Below are 23440 nucleotides of genomic sequence, written 5' to 3'. Positions count from 1 at the left end.
CAGCAAGACATGGCGCACAGGGAAGTGAACCCGTTTGTGAAATCGGCCCTCGAATACGGGCCGATCCTGTTGTTCTTCATCGCCTATCTCAGGCTCAAGGACCGGAGTTTTTCCATCGGCGGGACCGATTACGAGGGGTTCATCGTGGTGACCGCCGTCTTTATCCCGTTGCTGGTCGCGGCGACCGGGGTGATGTGGGCGCTCACCGGCAAGCTGAACCGGATGCAGGTTGCCACCGTCATTCTGGTGGTGGTCTTCGGCGGTCTTTCGGTCTGGCTGAACGACGACCGCTTTTTCAAGATGAAGCCGACGATGATCTACCTGCTGTTTGGTGGCATCCTTGCGGTGGGGCTGCTGCGCGGGCAATCCTATCTGAAATATGTGATGGAAGAGATGATGCCCTTGCAGGACGGGGGCTGGATGCTGCTGACCCGGCGGCTGATGTTCTTTTTCTTCGGCCTTGCCGTTGCGAATGAACTGATCTGGCGCAGTTTCGCGACCGAAACCTGGGTCTATTTCAAGACCTTCGGGCTGCCGGTTGCGATGTTCGGATTTTTCATGATGCAGGGCAAGCTGTTCCAGGAGCACGGAATAGAGAAGGACGAGGGCTGAGGCCTCGGGCTTTTTGAAAAGCCCGGTTCGTTTTCTTTGAAGAAAACGGTTTCTCAAGCGGTCAGGTCGCTTTTCCGGCGGGCTTTTTGAAAAGCCCGGTTCGTTTTCTTTGAAGAAAACGGTTCCTCAAACGGTCAGGTCGCTTGTCCGGCGGGCTTTTTGAAAAGCCCGGTTCGTTTTCTTTGAAGAAAACGGTTCCTCAAACGGTCAGGTCGCTTGTCCGACGGGTTTTTTGAAAAGCCCGGTCCGTTTTCTTTGAAGAAAACGGTTCCTCAAACGGTCAGGTCGCTTTTCCGGCGGGCTTTTTGAAAAGTCCGGTTCGTTTTCTTTGAAGAAAACGGTTTCTCAAACGGTCAGGTCGCTTTTCAGGCGGGCTTTTTGAAAAGCCCGGTCCGTTTTCTTTGAAGAAAACGGCACCTGCCGCTACTTGCGCTTGTCGGCGTGCAGCGCCCGGCCTGCCTGCACGCCGGGGCGCGCGCCCATGACCTCCAGCCAGCGCGCCATGTTCGGCTTGTCTGCCAGCTGCTGCTGCTGGCCCTCCCACAGCGAAGCCCAGCCCCAGATCGCGAAATCCGCGATGGAGATGAAATCGCCTGCGACATATTCATGCTGCGCAAGTTGCCGGTCCAGCACGCCATAAAGCCGCGCGGTCTCCTCGCGGTAGCGGTCCTTGGCATAGGGGATGTCCTGCGGCGGGTCCTTTTTCGGGGCGAATTTCAGGAAATGATGCGCCTGACCGGCCATCGGCCCCAGACCGCCCATCTGCCACATCAGCCATTGATCCACCGCGATGCGGTCGCGTTCCGTGGTGCCGTAAAAACTGTCGGTCTTGCGCGCGAGATATTGCAGGATTGCACCGGATTCGAAGATCGCGACGGGGGCACCGTCCGGCCCCTCCGGGTCCACAATGGCAGGCATCCGGTTGTTGGGCGAAATCGCCAGGAAAGCCGGGTCAAACTGGTCGCCCTTGCCGATGTTCACAAGATGCGTGTCATAGGGCAGTGCCATCTCCTCCAGCGCGATGGAGATTTTCCAGCCGTTTGGCGTGGGCCAGTAATACAGGTCGATGGGGGCGGTCATGGGGTGGCGTCTCCTGACAGGGGCCAGGTCATCATGCCGGTTTTGCCGCGAATGCCAAGGCGGGACCAGCGTGGATCGGTCTGCGTCGGCAGCACGCTGCCCAGCAGGTCGAAGGGCAGCGCATCGGGGGTGACAAGGAACCGGGCATAAAGCGCCATGGCCCCCGGCCTGCGGTAACTGGAATAATGGCAGACCGGGCGGCGCGACGGCGCGATCGGCAGGCCGAGCCCCGCAAGCCCCCGCAGGCTGGCAGGGCAGTCCAGTTGCAGGTTCAGCACATTCGGGGCCGCGATTCCCTGACCCAATGCTGCGCTGTCCGGCTGTCCGGGCGCGATCAGGCGCTCGAACAGGAAGTCGAAAACATCGTTCTCCCGACTGGTGACGTTCAGCACTTCCACCTGTCGTCCTGCGGGCGTGTCCAGTGCCGCCTGTGCACGCTGGCCAAAGCTGGCCCCGGTCAACAGGACGATCCTGCGGATCGCGCCGGCGGGGGTGCGTTCCAGGGCGCTGAGTGCCACTTCGGCCCCCATCGAATGCGCGATGATCTGAATGGGCCGGTGTGGCGCGGCGCGGTGCAATCCGGCCAGCAGTTTTGCCAGTTCCACCCCGATCCGCTGCGCCCGGTCATGGACCCTGTACAGACGCCCCCGTGCGGCCCATCCCACCGCCAGACCCAGCGGTCCCTTGTCCCGGTCCAGGCCCAGCCCTGCGGCCCAGTTGTCGCCGCCCGCAAAAAGCGTTTGGTGCGGGCAGTGCCGCCCCAGGCCGGGCGCGTATTTGTACCCGTGCAGCATCACGACGATTGGTCCGCGACCTGCCGCCGCATGGCGTATCGCGGCGGTGGGCGCCACCGTGTCGCCGGTCCGGGGAACCGGCGCGTCCGGCAACGCGAGATTGAGGTGCATCACGGCCATGCTGGGGGCCTCTTGCCGCTATATCTGGTGGGTGTTTGGTGGCGTAAACATATGTCACAGGGGTTACCGGCAAGTTACTCCACCGTGACGATGCGCCCGCGCAACAGGTGGGGCCTGTCTGGGCTATTGACCTGAGCGGGCCCGCGCAGTAGCAAGCCTGCGTGGTGATTTGTTACCGGATTGCGGGCCACGATGGGCATCGACCTGTCAAAAACTGCTAAAAGGTCGAGGAAAGACTCCTTTCGCTTGACCGCGTCTGGAGTTTTTTTATTGCCCGCAAGCACGGGCCGGAAGGATAAGCAAATGAGCAAAGACTGGCACCCCAGCACCCGCGCGGTTCACGCGGGCACCCGCCGCAGCCAATATGGCGAGGTCAGCGAGGCGGTATTTCTGACCCAGGGATTCGTCTATGACAGCGCCGAACAGGCCGAGGCGCGTTTCCAGGCGCTGGGCGAGGATGAATTCATCTATGCCCGCTATGGCAACCCGACGGTGCGCATGTTCGAGGACCGCATCGCGGACCTGCTGGGATATGAGGATTGCTTTGCCTGCACCTCGGGCATGGCGGCGGTCAGCGGGGCGCTGACGGCGCTGGTCAAGGCCGGTGATCACGTGGTGGCATCGCGGGCGCTGTTCGGGTCCTGCCTTTACGTGCTGGAGGACGTGCTGGCGCGCTTCGGCGTCGAGATCACCCTGATCGACGGCAGGGATAACGCGGCATGGGATGCCGCGATCCGCCCCGACACGCGGCTGGTGTTTTTCGAGAGCATTTCGAACCCGACGCTGGAAATCGTGGACATCCGCCATGTGGTCAAGGCGGCGCATGCGGTTGGCGCGCTGGTGCTGGCCGACGATGCCATGGCGACCCCGGTGTTTTCCTATGCGCAGGCCTGTGGCGCGGATATCGCGATTGTCTCCACCACCAAACATATCGACGGGCAGGGGCGGATGCTGGGCGGCGCGATCTGCGGCCCGCGCGAGCTGATCCGCGGCCCGATCGAGGCCTATATGAAGCACACCGGCGGGGCGATGAACCCATTTACCGCCTGGACCCACCTCAAGGCGCTGGAAACAATGAACCTGCGGGTCCGGGCACAGGCGCAGACCGCGCATGAGCTGGCCGAGGCGCTTTCGGGGCATCCGATGATCGAAGCCGTGCGCTATCCGACCCATGCCGCCCACCCGCAGCAGGCGCTGGCACTGGCCCAGGCACCCGCCGGGGGCACCGTCATCGCCTTTGAGGTGAAGGGCGGCAAGGAGGCCTGTTTCCGCTTTCTCAACGCGCTGAAAGTCATCACGATTTCCAACAATTTCGCCGATGCGAAGTCCATCGCGACCCATCCCGCGACCACGACGCACCAGCGTCTGCCGCAGGAACAGAAGGACATTCTGGGCATCTCGCCGGGTCTGGTGCGCCTGTCTGCGGGGCTGGAACATGTGGACGACCTGATCGCGGATCTGATGCAGGCGTTGACGGTCTGAGCGTCCGGCGTGTCGGCTTTCGCCACACAGCTTGCCGGAAATGCGGTATCTTGATTGGTAATCCGGTCAAGGCACCCTAAGTTAAGCCTGCAAGGACAAGGGGAGCCTGAGCCATGAATGCGATCACATCAGTCGAGAAAGCGCCGGAGCGGTCTGACGCGGAAAAAGCGCTGTCTGTGCTGAAGGCCTGGGCGCGTGCGGCCAGCCCGGAAGAGGTTGCCGCCCTTGATCCGTCGGTATCCCGGCTGCTGTCCGATGCACCGGCATATCCGGAGTTCCGGCGCGACTACCCGGATGATTTCGCCGTGGGAGAGGTCTATAAATCCACGCTGCCCGATCTTCAGAACGGCCCCAGCAGCCTGATCCGGGGCGCGCAGCAGCAGATCCAGCATGTGGGGATCTCCAATTTCCGCCTGCCGATCCGCTTTCGCACCCGCGACAATGGCGAACTGACGCTTGAGACATCCGTGACCGGCTCTGTCAGCCTTGAGGCAGACAAGAAGGGCATCAACATGTCCCGCATCATGCGCAGCTTTTACAAGCATGCGGAGGCGACCTTCAGCTTTGAGGTGATCGAAAAGGCGCTGGACGATTACAAGGCCGACCTCGACAGCATGGATGCGCGCATCCAGATGCGGTTCTCCTTCCCGATGAAGATCGAAAGCCTGCGTTCCGGTCTGTCGGGCTATCAATACTATGATATCGCCCTGGAACTGGTGGAGAAGGGCGGGGTGCGTCAGAAGATGATCCACCTCGATTATGTCTATTCCAGCACCTGCCCCTGTTCGCTGGAGCTCAGCGAACATGCGCGCGCCACGCGGGGGCAGTTGGCCACGCCGCATTCCCAGCGCTCGGTCGCACGGATTTCGGCGGTGATCGACTGTGATCGCGAATGCCTGTGGTTCGAGGATCTGATCGACGCCTGCCGTCGCGCGGTGCCGACCGAAACGCAGGTGATGGTCAAGCGCGAGGACGAACAGGCCTTTGCCGAGCTGAATGCCGCCAACCCGATCTTTGTCGAGGACGCCGCCCGCCTGTTCTGCCAGCAATTGCAGCAAGACGGCAGGGTCGGAGATTTCCGGGTGATTGCCAGCCACCAGGAAAGCCTGCATTCGCATGACGCGATTTCGGTGCTGACCGAAGGGCCGACCTTCGAGGTGGCCAGCATCGACCCCAAGCTGTTCAACACCTTGTTCCACGTCGGCTGACGCGGTGGCGGCACCTGGGCGTTTGCTGCGTCCGGGTGCCACCATCGCTGCCGCACTGTCGCGCGACCTGATGGCTCAGGTCGCGGCAATTGCTCTGTGACAATGGAATTGCCACCCGCTGCGACCTCTTCAAGATCTATGCTGCAGTGCAGAGCCCTGCAGGGCGAGGCGTTCCGGTATGCATTTTTGGCGGTTCTCTCCGACGCCCGGCAGGCCTATCTGAGGGTCAGGGAAGAGACAACAAGGATTAAAGGCACTTCAAAATGACCTACCAGACCACCATGACAACAACTGGCTTCGGCACTTCCGCACAGACGGTGCTGGCCCGTGTCGGTGCGTTCTTCAGCATCATCGGCCAAGCCATGATCGCAAATTCGACCGGCCAGCGCCGGCTTGATGAGGTAACTGCACTGCAGGCCAAATCAGACGCCGAACTCGCCGCGATGAACATCAAGCGCGACGACATCGTGCACCACGTTTTCAAGGACCTTTACGGCTTCTGAAACGGAACGACATTCGCTGATCAACGGCCCGGTGCCGTGCCGCCCAAAAAGCCGCACGCCGGGCCGTTTTCATGTCTGGGGGGTTGATCGCTTGACACCGCCATTGCCAGACGCCAACGCTGCCGCATGATGGATTTGCGCCCTGTCGGTTATGTTGTCGGCCTCCTTGTGGGGGTACTGGGACTTGCCATGATCGTGCCCTTGCTGGTGGATCTGGCCGAAGGCCGCGGCCATGGCATCGTCTTTGTCGAAGCCGGGCTGATCACCACCGCAGCAGGCGGCATGATGGCGCTGGCCTGCGCAAACGGGGTCCGGCAGGGGCTGACGATCCAGCAGACCTTTATTTTGACCACCGGCGTCTGGGTCATGCTGCCGATCTTCGGTGCCTTGCCCTTCATGCTGGGTGAAACCCAGTCCAGTTTCACCAATGCGGTATTCGAGGCGATGTCGGGGCTGACCACAACAGGGGCCACGGTGCTGACCGGGCTGGACGCGCTGCCCAAGGGGCTGCTGCTGTGGCGCGGCATCCTGCAATGGCTGGGCGGGATCGGTATCATCGTCGTGGCCATGGTGTTCCTGCCCGAACTCAAGGTCGGGGGCATGCAGATTTTCAAATCCGAAGCCTTTGACACCTTTGGCAAGATCCTGCCCCGCGCGGGGCAGATCGCCACCCAGATCGCGGTGATCTACCTGTGGCTGACGGTGGCCTGCGTGCTGAGCTATCTGGCGCTGGGGCTGAACACATTCGATGCCACCGTGCATGCGCTGACCACGATTTCAACCGGGGGTTTCGCCAATTACGATGCCTCTTTCGGGCAATTCGCCGGGGCACCGGAATATGTTGCCAGCGTCTTCATGATCCTCGCGGCGCTGCCTTTCGTGCGCTATGTGCAACTGGTCAACGGCAACCCGCTGGCCTTGCAGCGCGACCCCCAGGTGCGAGGCTTTGTGCTGACCATTTCGGTGCTGGTTCTGGTGGTCTTTCTGACCCTGCAACACGTCTTTCCAAACCACTGGGAGCAGAGCTTTCGCGAAGCGCTGTTCAACATCACCTCGATCATTTCCGGTACCGGCTATGCCTCTGTCGATTACATGACCTGGGGGCCGTTTGCCGTGGCCCTGTTCTTTTTCATCGGGTTGATCGGGGGCTGCGCGGGGTCCACTGCCTGTTCGATCAAGATTTTCCGCTATCAGCTTCTGTTTGCCTCGATCCGGGCGCAGCTGGGGCGCATCCGGTCGCCCCACGCCATCTTTACCCCGCGCTATGACGGGCGGCCCGTGGGGCCGGATGTGCTGTCTTCGGTGATGTCCTTCTTCATGTTCTTCGTGGTGACCCTGGGCCTGGTTTCAGTGGCGCTCAGCATGACGGGGCTGGATTTCGTGACATCCGTGTCCGGGGCAGGGGCGGCACTGGCCAACATCGGCCCCGGTCTGGGTGACATCATCGGGCCTGCGGGCAATTTCAGCACCCTGAACGATGCCGCCAAATGGATCTTGATCTTCGCCATGCTGCTGGGCCGGTTGGAGCTCATGGTGGTCTACGTTCTGTTTACCGTAAGTTTCTGGAGGGCCTGATGGCTGATACGACAACGCGACCCTTGGGTGCGCAGATTTCCCATATGCTCAAAGATCGGGGCGTTGATGTGATCTTTGGCATTCCGGGGGTGCACAACCAGGAAATGTACCGTGGCATCGAGGAAGCGGGCATCACCCATGTGCTGGCGCGCCACGAACAGGGGGCGGGGTTCATGGCTGACGGCTATGCCCGTGCCACGGGCAAACCGGGTGTGGCCTATGTCATTACCGGGCCGGGGCTGTGCAACATCATGACGCCGATGGGGCAGGCCTATAGCGACTCGGTGCCGATGCTGGTGATCTCGTCCTGTCTGGACGAACTGGCAGCACGGCGCGGCCAGTTGCACCAGATGAAAGACCAGCGCGGCGCGGCGGAAACCGTGTGCGACTGGTCGGAGGAGGCGCGCACCGCAGAGGCGGCCTATGCGCTGGTCGACAGGGCATGGGCCGAGTTCAGCGCGAGCCGCCCACGCCCCAAACATATCCAGGTGCCGATTGCACAGCTTGAGGCGACGGCGCCCGCCGCGCCCCGGCCCATGCGGCAGACCCCGATTGCCGGGGGCACGCCCATGGATGTTGAAAAGGCGCAGCGGCTGCTGGCCGGGGCGCGCAAACCGCTGTTCATATTTGGCGGCGGCGCGCGTGCGGGGGCTGACGCGGCCCGCAAGCTGGTACGCCATCTGGGCGCGGCCAGCTTTACCACCTATGCCGGGCGGGGGATCATCGACCCCGATGCACCGCTGCATTTCGGCAGCTATCTGGCGCGGCCCGACAGCGCCGCTGTGATCGCGCAGGCGGATGCCTTGATCGCCGTCGGCACGGAACTGGCCGAGGTGGATCTGTGGCGTGCGCAGCTTGGGCATACCGCGCCGATGCTGCGGGTCGATCTGGATACCGAAAGCCTTACGGACCCGGCCCGCGCGGAGTGGCATGTGCAGTCGGATGCCGCGGATTTCCTCTCTGCCCTGCACGGAGCCGTCGCAACCGACGCGCCCGGCGACAGCGGTTGGACCGCGGAGGAGGTCGCCCGCGCCCGCCTGAAATGGCGTTTGGAAGTGGATGCGGAATATCCCGGTGTCCTGCGGGTGGCCGAGGCATTGCAGGGCTGCTTGCCGCAGGATGCCATGATCTATTCGGACATGACGCAGTTTGCCTATGCCGCGAAGGAGGTCTGGAACATGGCCCGTCCGAACCACTGGCACCATCCATACGGCTTTGGCACGCTGGGGTACGCCTTGCCTGCTGCCATCGGCGGGGCCGTCGCACGGCAGGGCAAGCCCACACTGGCGATCATGGGGGACTACGGGTTCCATTATACCATGGCCGAACTGGGTGTGGCGGTGGAGTTGGGGCTGCCGATCCCGATCATCCTGTGGGACAACGCAAAACTGGGCGCGATCGAGGCCAGCATGATCGGCGCGCAGATTGCGCCAAATGCGGTCATCGCGCGCAACCCTGATTTCATGAAGCTGGCCGAGGCATTTGGCGCGGGCGCGGAGCGGCCAGCGCGCCTGTCAGAGATGCAGGAGGCTGTAACGGCGGCATTCCAGGCCGATGGCCCGACGCTGATCTACGTCACACCCGACATCGCGGACTGAGGCGATTTTTTTTGAAAAAATCGGGTCGGAGTTTTTGAAAACTCCGGGGCGGTTCTGATGAGGCTGGCCGAGGCCCTTGGGGCGGGGGCGGTCCTGTCAGATGGCCCGGCGTCGATCAACGCCACACCCGACATCGCGCGCTGAGGCGATTTTTTTGAAAAAATCGGGTCGGAGTTTTTGAAAACTCCGGGGCGGTTCTGACGAGGCTGGCCGAGGCCCTTGGTGCGGGGGCGGTCCTGTCAGATGGCCCGGCGTCGATCAACGTCACACCCGACATCGCCGACTGAGGCGATTTTTTTGAAAAAATCGGGTCGGAGTTTTTGAAAACTCCGGGGCGGTTCTGATGAGGCTGGCCGAGGCCCTTGGGGCAGGGGCAGTCCTGTCGGATGGCCCGGTGCCGATCTGCGTCACACCCGACATTGCGGGTTGAGGCGATTTTTTTGAAAAAATCGGGCCGGAGTTTTTGAAAACTCCGATCCGATCCGCCCTATGCCTTATTCCCAGCAGCTGACCAGAACGGTCATGCCCTGCGCGTTCAGGCGCAGGTCGCGGGGGGCGATGGCACCTGTGCGTTCTCCCGCTGTCAGGGTCAGACCGGCCGATGTGGCCAGTTCCGCAATGACACCTGATTCAACGGCAAAGTTCACATCCTGCGGCAATTCCTGCGCACCTGTAGCGCGCGGCAACAACATGCCCATGACGTTGCCGCTGGCATCGAAGACCGGGCCACCGACGTCACCGGCCTGTGCCCCAAGCGCCAGACGTCTGAGCGTTTCCTCGCCCCGCAGCCCGCGCACATCCGACAGCGTGCCAAAGGTCAGCGTCGCCGCCGACAGGACCCCCTCATAGGAATAGCCCGCCACCGAGATTTCCGATTGCAGGCGCGGAGTCCCGACGCCGAATTCGGCAACCGCGATGGGGGCCAATGCCTCGCGCGGTTTCAGGATGGCGACACCGCTTGCGCTGTCGTTGGCGATGACATCGGCTTCGGTATCGCCGTCGATGGTCAGCCGGCCACAGCTTTGCACCGCCTCGGTTGTTGTTGCGACACTGCCATTGGCATCGACAAAGAAGCCGGAGCGCGCGACCTTGGGCTGGCGCACCTGGAGGCCCGCGACCAGGTCGATGGCCTGTTCCTCGTTGGTGCCTGCTGCTGGGTCCAGCACGCCGGGCAGGCGGATCAGGCTTTTCGACATTTCCGCGATCACCCGGCGGCGGCGTTCCTCGTCGCCCGCGGGCCAGATCAGCGTAAAGCCCTTGATGTGGCCATCCTCCAGCGAAACCTGGGTCTGGCTGATGATGCTGCCATTCTCGCCGATCAGCTCGAAAGAGGTGTTCTTGCGGTCACGCGGGCCGTTCAGCGGCACGATTTCCAGGGTCTGCATGATGTCATAAAGCCCGAAAAGCGTGTTCTGGTCCCCGGCCTGACTGATCAACAGCACCCGCGCGCCGATGTCGCCGGTGCTGTTGTAATGCACGAATGGGGGTTCGTATTTGTCCAGCGCCACCTCTGCGGTGGGCATCATGATCTCGATCCCGGCCTTGTCGTCCCGGACCATCCGCAGGCCCAGCCCGTCCAGCACCGCGTTATATTGTTTCAGCAGGTCGGCGCGTTGCAGAGTGGTCAGCACGCCTGTCACCTCGTAATTGTTTGCTTCCTGCCACTGGGCCATGGAGTTGCGGGTGCCCCGGCCAAAGGCGCCGTCGATGCTGGCGTTGTAGAAACCGGCCCATTGCAGCGCAATCTGCAGGTCGCGGCGTTCCTGTGCGTCAAGCAAACGCTCGGAAAGGCGCGCCTCTTGCGGAGATTCATCGGCAGGTTCCGGTTCCGGCACGGGGGCAGGGGCTTCTGCCAGCGGTTCGGCAGGCGCCGGTTCTGCCGGTGCATCCGGCGTTGTCACAACTGTGGAGGGCGTGTCGATCACGCCGCCGTTCAGCACATTGGCCCCCACCGGCCAGAACTGCCGGTCAAACCGGCTGCTCAGCTGGATGAAACTGTCGCGCGGCACCAGCCCGTCCCGGACATAGGTGCGCAGGACCTGCTCCGCATCGGCACGGCGGTAGGGGCCGACGGCGATGCCGTACCAGCCGCCGCCAAGGGAAAAGCCGTTCACATCTTCCAGCAGGGTGGTATAGGCCCGCGCCCGGTCGGTTGCCGCCGCCAGACTTGGCTGCGCCTCGATCTGGACCCAGACAACCTCGTCTGCGGCTTGTGCCTGCACGGGGCGGGTTGCGGGGGGAGCAAAGGACAGAGTTGCGGCGCAAACAGCCAGAACAAGACGGATCATCGGGGCGCGTACTTTCACTGAATCAAAATCCGGCGCAGATAAGCAGGAAACCGCCACGAATGCTAGGCTCTGGACCCATTAATCTTATATGCTCAGCGGCGATTTCACGAAATTTCAAGGGTTTGGGGCGTGCTGCCAATAGTGGTTCTATTTGCAAACGACCCAAGACGTTGAAATGAAGTGAAATCGCCGCCCTTCGGGTTTGACGGATTTTCCCGCAGCCTGCGTCACATCTGCTTGAAATAGAACCACTATTCTTGCGCAGATGCTCCTGGTCTACGAAAAAATCTGTCAAACTGAGCATGTAAGATTAATGGGTCCAGAGCCTATGGCTGATGGTCGCCTATTTAATCACAAAGCCGCAATTGACGCCCCAGGGTGACAGCCGTAGGAATGGCGCGCATATCAAGAGGTCCTCCAAATGTCCGTAAAACCCGATGCGCCGCGTTCTTTCCAGGCAATCATTCTTGCCTTGCAGGGCTATTGGGCGCGCCATGGCTGCGCCATCCTGCAGCCCTATGACATGGAAGTGGGGGCCGGTACTTTTCATCCTGCCACAACTCTGCGCAGCCTCGGCACCCAGCCCTGGACGGCGGCCTATGTCCAGCCCTCGCGCCGCCCCACCGACGGGCGCTATGGCGAGAATCCGAACCGGTTGCAGCATTATTACCAGTATCAGGTGCTGATCAAACCCAGCCCGCCCAATCTGCAAGAGCTGTATCTGGGCTCGCTTGAGGCGATCGGGATCAACATGGACCTGCACGACATCCGCTTTGTCGAGGACGACTGGGAAAGCCCGACGCTGGGCGCCTGGGGGCTGGGCTGGGAAGTCTGGTGCGACGGCATGGAAGTCAGCCAGTTCACCTATTTCCAGCAGGTCGGCGGCCATGACTGCCACCCCGTCTCGGGCGAGCTGACCTATGGGCTTGAGCGGCTGGCGATGTACGTGCTGGGCGTCGATCATGTGATGGACATGCCCTTCAACGACCCCGACGCGCCGATTCCGCTGACCTATGCCGACGTCTTCAAACAGACGGAGGAGGAATACGCGCGCTGGAACTTTGACACCGCCAATACCGAGGTGCTGCTGCGCCAGTTCGAAGAGGCGGAGGCCCATTGCAGGCATATCCTCGACCAGCCCGCGCAGGACCCCAAGACCGGCAAGCGCATCGTCATGGCACATCCGGCCTATGACCAATGCATCAAGGCCAGCCACATGTTCAACCTGCTGGACGCGCGCGGCGTGATCAGCGTGACCGAACGGCAGGCCTATATCGGGCGGGTGCGCACGCTGGCCAAACTGTGCGCCGATGCCTTTGTGCAGACCCGCGCAGGCGGCTGGTCCGAGGATGCGGCGTGAGCGGCAAGATCATAGGGATTGTCATCTTGGTATCTGCATTGATCGCGGGCGCGGCGCTGTATTACCTGCAGGTCTATGGGTTCTATGAGCAGGTGCGGCAGGACAGCGTGTCGCTGATGTCGCTGACCTCGCAGCAGCCCGAAGCCATCCCGGCGGACGGCATCACCGCCATTGACGCCGACAGCTCGCCGATCCGGTTCCGCGCCTGTTTCACCACACCGCTGAGCCTGCCGTTCCTGACCGAAAGCTATGTCCTGCTGGACAGCGCCACGCCGCGCAACGCGCCGGACTGGTTTTCCTGTTTCGACGCCGCCGCCATCGGTGCCGCACTTGAGGACGGCAGCGCGCTGGCCTTCATGGGGCAAAAGAACGTGGCCTACGGGGTGGACCGCATTGTCGCGATCACCGAAGACGGGCAGGGCTATGTCTGGCACGAGCTGAACGATTGTGGAGAAAAGGCCTATGATGGCACCGTGGTGGGCGAGGAATGCCCGCCGGTGCCGGGAAATGCCGCCGACTGATCGCGCTTTTCCCGCCGATGCGCGGGAACCATCTTCGAACCTCAGGCGCTGTTCCTTTCATGGGGAGCATTGCAAATGGCAGACAAGTCGCATGAGGGCCTGAAATGGGTGATGCGCGCTGGATACGGTGCGCGGGCGTTGATATATACCACGATCGGCGTTCTGGCGATCATCGCGGCATTCACCTCGACCGAGGCATCGGGCACCGAGGATGCGCTTCAGACCCTGCGCGCGCAACCATACGGTGTGATCGCGCTTTGGATCATCGGGTTGGGGCTGCTGGCCTATATGGTCTGGCGCGTCATTGCCGGGGTCGCCGACGTGGAGGACCATGGCACCGACGCCAAGGGTGTGATTGCCCGGACAGGCCAGATCGCAACGGGCCTGATTCATGCCGGTATCGGCGTTTCGGTGCTGTCGCTTGCCCTTGGCGGCGGCGGATCGGGCGGCGACAGCACGCAGGACTGGACCGCCAGGCTGATGAACATGCCGATGGGCCGCTACATCGTCGCTGCGGGGGCGATGGTCCTTCTGGGGGCGGGGGCCTACTATTGCTACAAGGGGTGGAGCGGTAAGTACAAGGAACACCTTGCTGCCTCGGCCTTCACCACGCGCTTCGACGCGGCGATCAAGGGCGGGTTGATCATTTATGGCATTCTGTTGTCGCTGGTCGCCCTGTCCATCGGGATTGCGGCGCTGAACGCCGATCCCTCCCAGGCCGGAGGGCTGGGCAAGGCCCTGCACACGGTGCGCGCGCAACCCTACGGTCCGGTGCTTCTGGGCTTCGCGGGTGTCGGTCTTCTGGGCTTTGCGCTTTATAACCTGGTCGAGGCGGTGTTTCGGATCGTGCCCAAAATCGACGGCCCGGATGTGAAAACACTGACAAAAAGCCCTCATGCAGTGAGGGCGGGGTCTGGACGGCGGGGGATGCGCCCGTTATCCCTCGGCCACATTCCCAACCGAAGTGTGACCTGTGCCAGACCTGCTGATTGAACTCTTCTCCGAAGAAATCCCCGCCCGGATGCAAAAACGCGCCGCCGAAGACCTGCAAAAGCTGGTCACGGACGGTCTGGTCGAGGCCGGTCTGACCTATGCCCATGCCGCCGCCTTTTCCACGCCGCGCCGGTTGACGCTGGCGCTGGAGGGGATGCTGGACGCCAGCCCCCGCACGGTGGAGGAACGCAAGGGCCCCAAGGCCGACGCGCCTGAAAAGGCCATCGAGGGTTTTCTGCGCGGTGCCGGTGTCACCCGTGATCAGTTGGAGGAACGCGAGACCCCCAAGGGTAACATTCTGTTTGCAAAGATCGAGAAACCGGGCCGACCGGCGGCAGAGATCGTGGCCGAGGTGCTGGAACAGGCGATCCGCAATTTTCCATGGCCGAAATCCATGCGCTGGGGCAATGGCACGCTGAAATGGGTGCGCCCGCTGCATTCCATCCTCTGCCTGATCAGCGACGAGGGCGGGGCAACAGTGGTCCCGCTTGAGGTCGATGGCATCACGGCGGGTGACAGCACGCGCGGTCACCGTTTTCTGGCCCCTGATGCGATCACGGTCACGGGGTTCGAGGATTACGAGGCAAAGCTGAAGCGCGCCTTTGTCGTGCTGAACCCGCAGGAACGCGCCGATGCGATCTGGCACGACGCCAGCAATGCCGCCTTTGCCAGCGGCATGGAAGTGGTCGAGGATGCGGGCCTGCTGGCCGAAGTCGCCGGGCTGGTGGAATGGCCCGTGGTCCTGATGGGGCCGATTGCCGATGATTTCCTCGACCTGCCGCCGGAGGTTTTGCAGACGTCGATGCGCGAGCATCAGAAATTCTTTTCCGTGAAGAACCCCAAGACGGGCCGGATTGAAAAGTTCATCACCGTCGCCAACCGCACCACGGCGGATGAGGGGGCCACCATTCTGGCGGGCAATGAAAAGGTGCTGTCGGCGCGGCTGTCGGACGCCAAGTTTTTCTGGGAAAACGATCTGCGCGTGGCGACATCCGACAAGGGGATGGAGACATGGGTGGAGGCGCTGTCGAACGTCACCTTCCACAACAAGCTGGGCACCCAGGCCGAGTTGATTGACCGCATGGCCGTGCTGGCCCGCGAGATCGCGCCGATGGTGGGGGCGGACCCGGAGGAGGCGGAAGCGGCGGCACGCGTGGCCAAGGCGGACCTCAGTTCCGAGATGGTCTATGAATTCCCCGAATTGCAGGGGCTGATGGGCAGCTATTATGCGAAGGCGGCGGGCAAATCCGATGCGGTGGCGGCTGCGGCCAAAGAGCATTACGCGCCGCTTGGGCCGTCCGACGATGTGCCGACCGCGCCGGTGTCGGTGGCCGTGGCGCTGGCCGAGAAGGTCGACAAGCTGACCGGCTTCTGGGCGATTGACGAGAAGCCGACGGGGAGTAAAGACCCCTTTGCGCTGCGGCGGGCGGCGTTGGGACTTGCGAGGACCGCGTTCGAGAACGAAAGAAGTGTTCCTCTTGCTGGCCTAATATCGACGCAGATCGCCATTCATGATGGTCAGGTTTTCGGCAAGCTTTGTGCACTTAACACAGTTGCCATTCGTGACTTCGAAGAACTTTTACGGACTGACCCAGAAGCAGACGAAAAGACTCTTCGGCCGGTAATCAACAAACTCAAAAAAGAAATGCATCGGAATGATGAAGACGTAGTTGCATCGGTCCAAGCAAAAGCAGACGACCTCCTCGCCTTTCTCCACGACCGCCTCAAAGTCTACCTCAAGGATCAAGGCATCCGGCATGACATCATCGACGCCTGCATCGCGATGGAAGGCAACGATGACCTGACCCTGCTGGTCAAACGCGCCAGGGCCCTTTCCGAGACGCTGAAAACCGATGACGGCGAAAACCTGATCCAGGGCTTCAAACGCGCCAACAACATCCTGACCCAGGCCGAGGAGGCGGACGGGGTCGAATATTCCTATGGGGCGGACGTCAAGTTTGCGGAAGATGACGCGGAACGTGCCTTGTTCGCGGCTCTGGATGCCGCCGAAGCGCAGATCAAACCGGCGATGGAGCAGCAGGACTTTGCCACCGCCATGTCCGCCATGGCCACGCTGCGCGGGCCGATTGACGGGTTTTTCGATGCGGTGCAGGTCAATTCCGACAACGGCATGGTGCGCCGCAACCGCCTGAACCTGCTCAGCCGCATCCGCAGCCTTTGCACCTCGGTCGCCGATCTGACGAAGATCGAGGGTTAAATGCGGGCGTCATCCTCGGGCCCTGCCACCGTCATCCTCGGGCCTGACCCGAGGATCTCCCGCTCCGCGCCCTGGCACCGTCATCCTCGGGCCTGACCCGAGGATCTCCCGCCCCGCGCCCTGCCACCGTCATCCACGGGCCTGACCCGAGGATCTCCTTTCCCGCGCCCTGTCGTTAGAGGTCCTCGGGTCGAGCCCGAGGATGACGATCATCTGCCACGGTGCCCTGCTCAGGCACGCATCGCCTATCGTCACTCTTGCCACTAAGCCGCAAGGCCCTATGCTGCGATGAAACCCAAAGGTGCTGCAGTGCAGAATAATCCCGATACCACGCTTGTCACGGCCACCGCGCCCATCGCCAACGAAAGCCACGGCGGGCGCGCCAAATGCCTGCAACGGCTGGTGCGTCTGGACCTGCCGGTGCCGCGCACCGTTGCCCTGTCCTTTGAGGCGGTGCACCGGCTGGGCGATGCGCAATTGCCCAATGTCGATGCGGTGGTGGCGGAATTCCCTGACGACGCCATGCTCTGTGTGCGCCCCTCCAGCGAGGACCCGGACTGGGGCGGGCCGGGGGCGGTGCTGAACATCGGGATCAATGACGCCAGGTTCAAGGACCTGTCGAAATCGCTCGGCGAAGAGGCCGCCGCCGGGCTTTATACCCGTTTCGTGCAGGCCTATGCGGTCAATGTGGCCCGGTTGGACCCCGACATGTTCGACGAGGTGAACGGCGATGGCCGCGCCGCGCTGGCGCAATCATTGCACGCCTATGAGCAGGAAACCGAGGAAGCCTTTCCCCAGGACCGCAGGGTTCAGTTGTCGGCAGTGCTGCGGTCAATGGCGCGGGCCTGGAACGGCACCTCGGCGCGCCTGCTGCGGCAGGCCAAGGGGGCACCGGCGGATGCCGGATTGGGGCTGGTGGTGCAGGAAATGGCCTTTGGCGTCGGCTCTGGCCAGTGCGGCTCGGGCGTGTTGCAACTGGTCGACAGCGACACCGGCGTGCCGCAGATCACCGGGCGTTACCTGAGCCAGTCGCAGGGGCGCGATGCGCTCGAAGGGGACGCGGCGGCGCTGTACCTGACCAAGGACCCGCGCGGCGAGTCGCTGGAGGAACTGGCACCGGAGGCCTTTGCGGAGCTGACCGAACATGCGGCCCTGATGCGGGAAAAGCTGCGCGAGGAAATGCAGGTGGAATTCGTCATCGAGGACGGGCGTCTGCACATTCTGGATGGCGTGCGCGTGGCGCGGTCTTCGCGCGCGGCGGTGCGCATCTCCGTGGCGCTGGCGGATGACAAGATCATCACGCGGGAGGAAGCCCTGATGCGGGTGCAGCCCCGCACGCTGACCGAACTGTTGCACCGGCAGGTGGACCCGCGCACCAAACGCGACGTGATCGGGCGCGGCATTGCCGCCAGTCCCGGTGCCGCCACCGGCAAGATCGTCTTTACCGCAACAGAGGCGCAGGCAAGTGCCGCGCGCGGCGAGGCCTGTATCCTGATCCGGCGCGAAACCTCGCCCGAGGACATTCGCGGCATGCATGCCGCCGCTGCCGTGCTGACCGAGCGGGGCGGCATCACCAGCCACGCCGCCGTGATCGGACGCGGCATCGGTCTGCCCTGCGTGGTGGGGGCCTCCAATATGCGGTTCAACCTGCGCAAGGGCCAGATCACCGCAGCGGATGGCCGGGTCTTTTCAACCGGCGACGAGATCACCGTGGACGGCTCGAACGGACAGGTATTGGCCGGGGCCGCCCGGATGCGCGAGGCGGCGCTGGACGAGACCTTCAACCGGCTGATGTCCTGGGCCGAGGATGTGGCGGATATCAAAATCCGCGCCAATGCCGACACGCCTGCCGATGCCCAGACCGCGCGGAACTTCAACGCCCATGGCATCGGGCTGTGCCGGACAGAGCATATGTTCTTTGATCCCGGCCGCCTGACCGTGATGCGCGAGATGATCTTTGCCGAGACCGGCGAGGACCGGCGCGCGGTGCTGGAACGTCTGCTGCCGATGCAGCGCGACGACTTTACCCAGTTGTTCCGCATCATGCAGGGCCAGCCCGTTTGCATCCGCCTGTTCGACCCGCCGCTGCATGAATTCCTGCCCGGCGACAAGGCCGGCCAGCGCGAATTGGCCGAGGCGCTGAACCTGCCCCTTTCCGATGTGACCCGGCGGGTCGAGGGGCTGAGCGAATATAACCCGATGCTGGGGATGCGCGGTGTGCGTCTGGGCGTGACGGTGCCGGAAATCTACGAGATGCAGGCCCGCGCGATCTTCGAGGCGACAATTGCCGCCAGCCGCGATGGCGATCCGGTGGTGCCGGAGGTGATGATCCCGCTGGTCAGCGCGCGCCGCGAGGTGGAGCTGATCAAGACCTCTGTCGATGCCATCGCCGCTGCCGTGCGCAATGAAACCGGGGTGCAGTTTACCTATCGCCTTGGTGTGATGGTCGAAACGCCCCGCGCCGCCCTGCGCGCGGGCGAGATCGCGCCGCATTGTTCCTTTCTCAGCTTTGGCACCAATGACCTGACGCAGATGACCTATGGTCTGTCGCGCGACGATGCGGGGCGCTTCATGTCGAATTATGTCCAGCAGGGTGTCTTTCCCGAAGACCCGTTTCATGTGCTGGACACGGACGGCGTGGGCGAGTTGCTGAAACTGGGCGCGGAACGCGGCCGCAAGGCGCAGCCGGGCATCACCCTGTCGATCTGCGGCGAGCATGGCGGCAACCCCGAATCGATTGCATTTTGCCGCGCGGCGGGGTTTGACTACGTTTCCTGCTCGCCTTTTCGCGTGCCGGTTGCACGGCTGGCTGCGGCGCAGTTGGCGATCGGCCACAAGATCGGGTAGCCGGCGGTATTCCGCCATCTAGTACTGGACGTCCAAGATGTCGCACGGGCCGATGGGTTTACGCGCGGCCCGATCTTGGCTAGGCCCGCCCCAACCGAAATAACATAATGGGGGCGCAGGATGCGTCTGTTTCTTTCCACTGCCAGCTTTATGCTGTTGTCGCTGATGCTGCTTTTGCCGGTCGCGGCACATGCCAATGCGGACAAGGCAGAAGAACTTGCACGGCTCGAAACCAACGGTCTGAAATCCGCCGGTGCGAAGCGGCTGAAGTCTTTCGTCAGTGTGCCGCAGGGTGCCCAGGGCACCGTCAAGTTCTCCAAGGCGTGGCTGGATGCACAGCCCAGGGCGAATGGGTCGTCTGAATGGCGCTGTCTGGCCGAGGCGCTGTATTTCGAAGCGCGCGGCGAGACGGTCAAGGGCCAGTTCGCGGTTGCCGAGGTGATCAAGAACCGCGTCAAGAGCGGGCGTTTTCCGGGGTCTTTCTGCGGGGTGATCCATCAGGGCACCGGCAAGAAGTACCAGTGTCAGTTCACCTATACCTGTGACGGCAACAAGGAAGTCATCGCAGAACCGATGGCTTTTGCCCGCGTGGCCAAGGTCGCGCAGTACACCCTCGACGGCAAGGTGCCTGCGCTGACAGACGGTGCCACGCATTACCACACCACCGCCGTGCGCCCGCGCTGGAGCAAGGTCTATACCCGAACCGCGCAGATCGGTGTGCACCTGTTTTATCGTCATACCTGGCGGTCGGCGTCGAACTGACGCCGTTTTCGGGCGCTGGCCTGACGGATTGCAGGCTGCTAAGGACGCGGTGACGCGGTAGAGATACCCCTGCCGCCCCCTGTCCGAGCCGCCTGATCCGAAAGCCTCTGCCATGTCCAAAGAAGCCCGCCTTGCCTTTGCCCACCCCTCCGAGCGGGCCGATGCCCTGGCCGGGGCGGACCCGCTGGACCGCATTTCCCTGCGCGATCACATCGTCGAGGTCGAGATCGGCGCGTTCCAGGCCGAACGCGGTGTCAGGCAGCGCATCTGTTTCAATGTGGTGGTCGAGGTGCAGCCCCTGACCGGTCCGGTCGATGATGATGTGGACCGCATTCTGAGCTATGACCGGGTGACCGAGGCGATTGCCGCCGAACTGGCGGTGGAACGACTGGCACTGCTGGAAACCCTTGCCGAACGGGTGGCGGACCGCATTCTGCTGGAGCCGCAGGCGGTCCGTGCCTTTATCCGCATCGAGAAGCTGGATCGCGGCCCCGGTGCGCTGGGGGTCGAGATCGTGCGCGCACGCGGCGATGCCCCGGCGGCAGAGATCGCCCCAGGTGACGCGCCGCATCCCGAACTGGTCTATCTCAGCAACGCCGCCATTGCCTCGGCGCATCTGCCGGGCTGGCTGGACCAGTTGGAAAAGCTGGGGCGGCCCTTGATCCTTTGTGTGGGCGCGCCGGATGTTACGGCGCCGCAGCTCAGGCACCGCATGGCGCAGCGGCGGATCGACCTGCTGGCGATCGAGCAGAACGCCTGGGTGCTGGCCGCGCGCGACGACCGTTGCGTGGTGGTCGCGACCCGGACCGAACTGGACTGGGCAATGCGAAATGGCCAGACCTGCGTCTGGGCCCCGTCCAAAATCGTGCTGGATTCCGTCGATACCCCTTCGGCCCAGCCGCATGACGCCGTGGCGCTGGCCGCATGGTTCGCCGCCACCTTCGACGCAGAGGAAATGCTGGTGGTGGGGGCCGATCTGCCCGATGGCGCATCGGTTCCGCTGCGGGGCGTTTCGCTGGACCAGGCGCAGCTATGAGCGTCTGTTACCGACCGCTGGCACAGGTTGGCCCCATCAGACCGCAGGACGCAGTGGCGCTTGCCGGGGGCTGGGCATGGTTCACCCATGCAGAGGTCCTGTCGCGGACAGAACCATCCCGCGTCATCCCGGCACAGGAGATCCCGGAAGCGCAACTGGCGGCGCTGACTGCGCCACGCGCTCCGATTGGCGGGCTGGACATGGGCCGCCCCCGTGTCATGGGCATTCTGAACGCAACCCCTGACAGCTTTTCCGACGGCGGTCTGCACGCGGCGGCGGATGACGCCATCGCGGCAGGGCAGCGGATGGTGGCGGCGGGCGTCGACCTGTTGGATGTGGGTGGCGAATCCACCCGCCCCGGCGCAGAAACCGTGGACCCCGAGGAGGAATCCCGCCGCGTCGTGCCGATCATCGCCGGGCTGCGCGACACAGGCGCGCTGATCTCTGTCGATACGCGCAAGGCCGCGGTGGCACGGGCCGCGCTGGAGGCTGGTGCAGGCCTGATCAACGATGTCTCGGGCTTTACCTATGATCCGGCGCTTGCGGCTGTGGCGGCAGATGCGGCTGTGCCGGTCTGCGTGATGCATGCGCTGGGGGACCCGGCCACGATGCAAAAGAACCCGCATTACGACAATGTGCTGCTGGACGTCTATGACTTCCTCGCGGCGCAGATCGCTGTGCTGGTGGGCGCAGGCATCGCCCGTGACAGGATCGTCGCGGACCCCGGCATAGGCTTTGGCAAGAAGCTGGAGCATAACCTGACGCTGCTGTCGGGGCTCAGCCTGTTTCACGGGCTGGGCGTGCCTGTTCTGCTGGGGGCCTCACGCAAAGGTTTCATCGGGACACTTGGCAACGCGCCTTTGGCGGGTTCCCGCGCAGGCGGGTCGATTGGTGTGGCCCTGGCGGGGGTGACGCAGGGGGTGCAGATGTTGCGGGTTCATGACGTCCCGGATACCTTGCAGGCAATCACGCTGTGGCGTGCGGCAATATCAGGACGCAGAGATGACTAAGCTTTTTGGCACCGACGGGGTGCGCGGCACCGCCAATATCCACCCGATGACAGCCGAGATGGCGCTGCGCATCGGGGCGGCGGTGGGCCGGTACTTTCGCCGCGAGGGCAAGGGGGTGCACCGTGTCGTCATTGGCAAGGACACCCGGCTGTCCGGCTATATGTTCGAAAACGCGCTGACCGCCGGTCTGACCAGTTCGGGGATGAATGTCCTGCTGCTGGGTCCGGTGCCGACACCGGCGGTGGGGTTGCTGACCCGGTCGATGCGCGCTGATCTGGGGGTGATGATTTCGGCCAGTCACAATCATGCGCATGACAACGGGATCAAGTTCTTTGGCCCTGACGGTTACAAGCTGTCCGACCAGGCCGAGGCCGAGATCGAGGCGCTGGTCGCCGACGGGGTCGAGATGGTGCAGGCACCCGAGATTGGCCGCGCCAAGCGGATCGACGACAGCCGCTTTCGCTATATCGAGCGGGTCAAATCCTCCTTTCCGCGGCAGATGCGGCTGGATGATCTGAAGGTTGTGATCGACTGCGCCAATGGTGCGGCGCACCATGTGGCACCCATGGCCCTGTGGGAACTGGGGGCGACGGTGGTGCCCATGGGCGTTGCGCCCAATGGGCACAACATCAACGAAAGCTGCGGATCGACCCATCCGGATGCGGCGGCAGAGGCGGTGGTGGCCCATGGGGCCGATGTCGGCATCTGCCTTGACGGGGATGCGGACCGGGTGGTTCTGATCGACGAAAATGGCATGATCGGCGATGGCGATCAGTTCATGGCGCTGATGGCCGCGCGCTGGGCCGCAGAGGGCAAGCTGGCGGGCGGCGCGCTGGTCGCCACGGTGATGAGCAACCTGGGCCTTGAGCACTTCCTGGAAGGGCGCGGCCTGCGGCTGGAACGCACCAGCGTCGGTGACCGCTATGTGGTGGAACGCATGCGCGCGGGCGGCTTCAACCTTGGCGGGGAACAATCGGGCCATATCGTGATGACAGACCATGCCACCACCGGTGACGGGTTGATGGCGGGGCTGCAATTCCTGGCCGAGATGTGCCAATCGGGCAAGGCGGCCTCGGAATTGCTGCACCAGTTCGACCCGGTGCCGCAATTGCTGAAGAACGTGCGTTTCGGCGCGGGGCAGACCCCGCTGGAGGATGCTTCGGTACAGGCGGCCATCGCCCAGGCGGAGGCAGAGCTTGCCACCGGCGGGCGGCTGCTGATCCGCAAATCGGGCACCGAGCCGCTGGTGCGTGTCATGGCCGAACATGAGGATGCCGCGCTGATGGCCGGTGCGGTCGATCATGTTGTCAGCGCAGTTGAAGTGGCTGTCCGGCCCTGACCGCCCGGTGCGGGCAAGCCCGCATGGATTCTATTCCTGATGATGAGGACCGCGTGCGCGCCGGAACAGCCGCCGCAGCGCGCGGAGGATGGCG

The 23440-nt window shown here is 63.3% G+C and carries 18 protein-coding genes; 15 read left to right on the top strand and 3 right to left on the bottom strand.

Annotated elements, in window-relative coordinates; genetic code table 11:
• The first annotated feature begins 9 nt into the window (after positions 1–9).
• A complete protein-coding gene (locus tag A8B82_RS01825; protein ID WP_067287615.1) occupies positions 10–612 on the top strand; it encodes an inner membrane-spanning protein YciB in 603 nt (200 codons plus the stop codon).
• A gap of 423 nt (positions 613–1035) precedes the next feature.
• On the opposite strand, the gene A8B82_RS01820 is transcribed toward A8B82_RS01825, so the two are convergent.
• Both A8B82_RS01820 and A8B82_RS01815 read right to left on the bottom strand, forming a co-directional pair.
• Positions 1036–1692 (bottom strand): glutathione S-transferase N-terminal domain-containing protein, encoded by a 657-nt coding sequence (locus tag A8B82_RS01820; protein ID WP_067287613.1) that lies wholly within the window; start codon positions 1690–1692, stop codon positions 1036–1038.
• The gene (locus A8B82_RS01815) at positions 1689–2606 is read right to left on the bottom strand and encodes an alpha/beta hydrolase (protein ID WP_067287612.1); all 918 of its coding nucleotides are present in this window, start codon (positions 2604–2606) and stop codon (positions 1689–1691) included. Before A8B82_RS01815 ends, A8B82_RS01820 begins: the two co-directional genes overlap by 4 nt.
• Before the next feature lie 303 nt (positions 2607–2909).
• Here A8B82_RS01815 and A8B82_RS01810 point away from each other — a divergent pair, with 303 nt between their 5' ends.
• The 5 genes from A8B82_RS01810 (at position 2910) to A8B82_RS01790 (ending at position 8972) form a co-directional block, all read left to right on the top strand.
• Complete coding sequence (locus A8B82_RS01810; protein WP_067287611.1) at positions 2910–4088, top strand: aminotransferase class V-fold PLP-dependent enzyme; 1179 nt, start codon at positions 2910–2912, stop codon at positions 4086–4088.
• A gap of 113 nt (positions 4089–4201) precedes the next feature.
• Positions 4202–5296 carry a GTP cyclohydrolase FolE2 gene (gene folE2, locus A8B82_RS01805; RefSeq protein ID WP_067287609.1) on the top strand — a complete coding sequence of 365 codons (1095 nt, stop codon included), beginning with the start codon at positions 4202–4204 and terminating at the stop codon, positions 5294–5296.
• A 263-nt stretch (positions 5297–5559) separates the two neighbouring features.
• The gene (locus A8B82_RS01800; protein ID WP_067287608.1) at positions 5560–5799 is read left to right on the top strand and encodes a hypothetical protein; all 240 of its coding nucleotides are present in this window, start codon (positions 5560–5562) and stop codon (positions 5797–5799) included.
• Between the two features lie 126 nt (positions 5800–5925).
• Positions 5926–7374, top strand: coding sequence for a TrkH family potassium uptake protein (locus A8B82_RS01795; RefSeq protein WP_067287606.1), 1449 nt, complete (start codon positions 5926–5928; stop codon positions 7372–7374).
• Positions 7374–8972 (top strand): 5-guanidino-2-oxopentanoate decarboxylase, encoded by a 1599-nt coding sequence (locus tag A8B82_RS01790; RefSeq protein WP_082899089.1) that lies wholly within the window; start codon positions 7374–7376, stop codon positions 8970–8972. Before A8B82_RS01795 ends, A8B82_RS01790 begins: the two co-directional genes overlap by 1 nt.
• Before the next feature lie 494 nt (positions 8973–9466).
• Here the strand turns inward: A8B82_RS01790 and A8B82_RS01785 are convergent, their stop codons facing one another.
• The gene (locus tag A8B82_RS01785; RefSeq protein ID WP_067287604.1) at positions 9467–11260 is read right to left on the bottom strand and encodes a serine protease; all 1794 of its coding nucleotides are present in this window, start codon (positions 11258–11260) and stop codon (positions 9467–9469) included.
• Between the two features lie 421 nt (positions 11261–11681).
• Between A8B82_RS01785 and A8B82_RS01780 the strand changes: the two genes are divergently transcribed.
• The 9 genes from A8B82_RS01780 to glmM all read left to right on the top strand — a co-directional run bounded on the left by A8B82_RS01780 (position 11682) and on the right by glmM (position 23346).
• Entirely contained in the window at positions 11682–12620 is a 939-nt protein-coding gene (locus A8B82_RS01780; protein WP_067287601.1) for a glycine--tRNA ligase subunit alpha, read from the top strand.
• A complete protein-coding gene (locus A8B82_RS01775; protein WP_067287599.1) occupies positions 12617–13141 on the top strand; it encodes a DUF6446 family protein in 525 nt (174 codons plus the stop codon). The genes A8B82_RS01780 and A8B82_RS01775 overlap by 4 nt, the downstream gene beginning before the upstream one ends.
• 75 nt (positions 13142–13216) lie before the next feature.
• On the top strand, positions 13217–14134 hold the full coding sequence (locus A8B82_RS01770) for a DUF1206 domain-containing protein (RefSeq protein ID WP_067287596.1): 918 nt from the start codon (positions 13217–13219) through the stop codon (positions 14132–14134).
• A complete protein-coding gene (gene glyS, locus A8B82_RS01765) occupies positions 14115–16352 on the top strand; it encodes a glycine--tRNA ligase subunit beta (RefSeq protein WP_067287593.1) in 2238 nt (745 codons plus the stop codon). The genes A8B82_RS01770 and glyS overlap by 20 nt, the downstream gene beginning before the upstream one ends.
• Before the next feature lie 288 nt (positions 16353–16640).
• Positions 16641–19199 carry a putative PEP-binding protein gene (locus A8B82_RS01760; RefSeq protein ID WP_067287590.1) on the top strand — a complete coding sequence of 853 codons (2559 nt, stop codon included), beginning with the start codon at positions 16641–16643 and terminating at the stop codon, positions 19197–19199.
• A 120-nt stretch (positions 19200–19319) separates the two neighbouring features.
• Positions 19320–19961 carry a cell wall hydrolase gene (locus A8B82_RS01755; protein WP_067287588.1) on the top strand — a complete coding sequence of 214 codons (642 nt, stop codon included), beginning with the start codon at positions 19320–19322 and terminating at the stop codon, positions 19959–19961.
• Positions 19962–20073: 112 nt separating this feature from the next.
• Entirely contained in the window at positions 20074–20997 is a 924-nt protein-coding gene (locus A8B82_RS01750) for a dihydroneopterin aldolase (protein WP_067287586.1), read from the top strand.
• Positions 20994–22007, top strand: a complete 1014-nt coding sequence (folP, locus tag A8B82_RS01745) for a dihydropteroate synthase (RefSeq protein WP_067287584.1) — start codon at positions 20994–20996, stop codon at positions 22005–22007. The genes A8B82_RS01750 and folP overlap by 4 nt, the downstream gene beginning before the upstream one ends.
• Positions 22000–23346 (top strand): phosphoglucosamine mutase, encoded by a 1347-nt coding sequence (gene glmM / locus A8B82_RS01740; protein ID WP_067287581.1) that lies wholly within the window; start codon positions 22000–22002, stop codon positions 23344–23346. Before folP ends, glmM begins: the two co-directional genes overlap by 8 nt.
• The last annotated feature ends 94 nt before the right edge of the window (positions 23347–23440 follow it).

The organism is Sulfitobacter sp. EhC04 (assembly GCF_001650875.1).
Taxonomy (GTDB): Bacteria; Pseudomonadota; Alphaproteobacteria; order Rhodobacterales; family Rhodobacteraceae; genus Sulfitobacter.
The sequence above is the reverse complement of the archived record's forward strand: the minus strand, read 5'-3'. Positions and strand labels throughout refer to the sequence as shown.